The organism is Oscillibacter sp. CU971 (assembly GCF_905219725.1).
In the GTDB taxonomy this organism is placed as follows: Bacteria; Bacillota; Clostridia; order Oscillospirales; family Oscillospiraceae; genus Oscillibacter.
Genome location: NZ_CAJMXG010000388.1, coordinates 1 through 2111 on the forward strand (window position 1 = coordinate 1; position 2111 = coordinate 2111).

Consider the following 2111-nt stretch of genomic DNA (forward strand, 5'->3'; position numbering starts at 1 on the left):
GTCGGAGGCGGAGCCACCCCGGACGCCGGAACCCGCTGCCCCGGAGCCGGAGAAACCGCCCCTGCCCACGGCGGAGGCTTTCACCCGCAGCGGCAAGGCCGAAACGGCCAAGGAGGTGGCGGCTCAGACCGCCGCCGTGGCCGCGGAAATCGAGGAGAAGCTTGCGTCGGAGGAAGGGGAATACCCCTATCCGCCGGTGGATCTGCTGCACGCGAACCAGGGGGAAAACCATGTGGAGGCCGGGGCGGAGCTGCGGAACAACTCCCGCCGCCTGGCGGAGACCCTGACCAGCTTCGGCGTGGACGCCGCCCCCGGCGACGTGATCCACGGCCCCTCCGTCACCCGGTACGAGTTCATCCTGGAGCAGGGGGTCAAGCTCTCCAAAATCACCAACCTGGCGGACGACATCGCCCTGGCCCTGGGGGCCACCGGCGTGCGCATCGCCCCCATTCCCGATAAAATTTCCGTGGTGGGCATCGAGGTGCCCAACAAGCAGGTGACCCCGGTGCTCATCCGGGACGTGATTGAGTCCCGGGACTTCGCCGCCCACAAGTCCAACGTGGCCTTCGCCCTGGGCCGGGACATCGGCGGGCGGAACGTCATCGGGGACATCGGCACCCTGCCCCACGTACTCATCGCGGGCACCACCGGCTCCGGCAAATCCGTGTGCACCAACTCCTTGATCATCAGCCTCCTCTACAAGTCCACGCCGGAGGACGTGCGCTTTATCATGGTGGACCCCAAGATGGTGGAGCTGGCCCCCTACAACGGCATCCCCCATCTGCTGATCCCCGTGGTGACGGACCCGAAGAAGGCCGCCGGAGCCCTCCAGTGGGCGGTGTTCGAGATGATGAAGCGCTACAAGACCTTCTCCGAGCACGGGGTCAAGAAGCTGGAGGAGTTCAACCNGCTTGCCAGAGCGAAGGAGGGCATAGAGCCCCTGCCCAGCGTGGTGGTGGTCATCGACGAGCTGGCGGATTTGATGCTGGTGGCCGCCAAGGAGGTGGAGGAATCCATCTGCCGGGTGGCCCAGATGGGCCGCGCCGCCGGGATGCACCTGGTCATCGCCACCCAGCGGCCCTCCGCCGACGTGATCACCGGCCTCATGAAGGCCAACATCCCAAGCCGCATCGCCTTCGCCGTGGCCTCCTCCATGGAGTCCCGGATCATCTTGGACAACGGCGGCGCGGAAAAATTAGTGGGCCGGGGCGACATGCTCTACGCCCCCCTGGGGGCCGGGAAGCCCACCCGNGTCCAGGGCTGCTTCATCACCCCGGAGGAGATCGAACGGGTGGTCTCCTTCGTCAAGCAGACCGGCGAGGCCCAGTATGACGACGACGTGATTGCCAAAATCGAGGAATCCGTCCAGGAGAAGGGCGCTAAAGCCGGAAAGCCCTCCGCCGAGCCCCAGGAGAGCGAGGAGGACGAGCTTCTCCCCGCCGCCGTGGAGGTCATTCTGGAGACGGGGCAGGCGTCCACGTCCATGCTCCAGCGGCGCTTGAAGCTGGGCTACTCCCGGGCCGCGCGCCTGGTGGACCAGCTGGAGGAGCGGGGCTATGTGGGACCCTTCGAGGGGTCCAAGCCCCGGCAGCTCCTCATTACCAAGGAGAAATGGCAGGAGATGAAGATGGGCGGAAACCCGCCGGAGTCCTCCGTGGAAGAGGGCGAATAAAGGGCAAGCGCCGGAGAAGAATGACTTCTCCGGCGCTTGCCCGTATTTCCGCCGCGTCTGTGGCGTCCATGAGGNCNCTTCTCCGGGCCGGACGGTCTTTCCCCTCAGGAAAAAGTAAGCTCCGCCTCCGTAAACAGCTCCGCCATCCGCTCTGCCNCGGCGGGGCAGCTTTCCAGCTCCGGGTCCCGCTCCAGCAGCGCGTCCGCCGCCGCCTGGGCCTCCCGCAGGAGCTGGGCGTCGCAGCCGATGTCCGCCACCCGCAGCCCCGGCAGTCCGTGCTGCCGCTGGCCGAAGAAGTCCCCCGGCCCCCGGAGGCGCAGGTCCTCCTCGGCGATTTTGAAGCCGTCGGCGGTCTTCACCATGACCTTCAGCCGCCGGCGGGTCTCCTCATTTTGGTTGTCGGAGACGAGGACGCAATAGGACTGCCACTCTCCCCGGC

1 protein-coding gene and 1 pseudogene are annotated in these 2111 nt (G+C 66.9%); one reads left to right on the forward strand and one right to left on the reverse strand.

The window, feature by feature from the left end; translation table 11 throughout:
• A partial coding sequence (locus JX325_RS15735; protein ID WP_204791999.1) for a DNA translocase FtsK occupies positions 1-1672 on the forward strand: 1672 nt, incomplete at its 5' end.
• Positions 1673-1776: 104 nt separating this feature from the next.
• On the opposite strand, the pseudogene JX325_RS15740 reads toward JX325_RS15735, so the two are convergent.
• Positions 1777-2111: pseudogene (locus tag JX325_RS15740) on the reverse strand (ATP-dependent DNA helicase RecG); the annotation flags it as partial.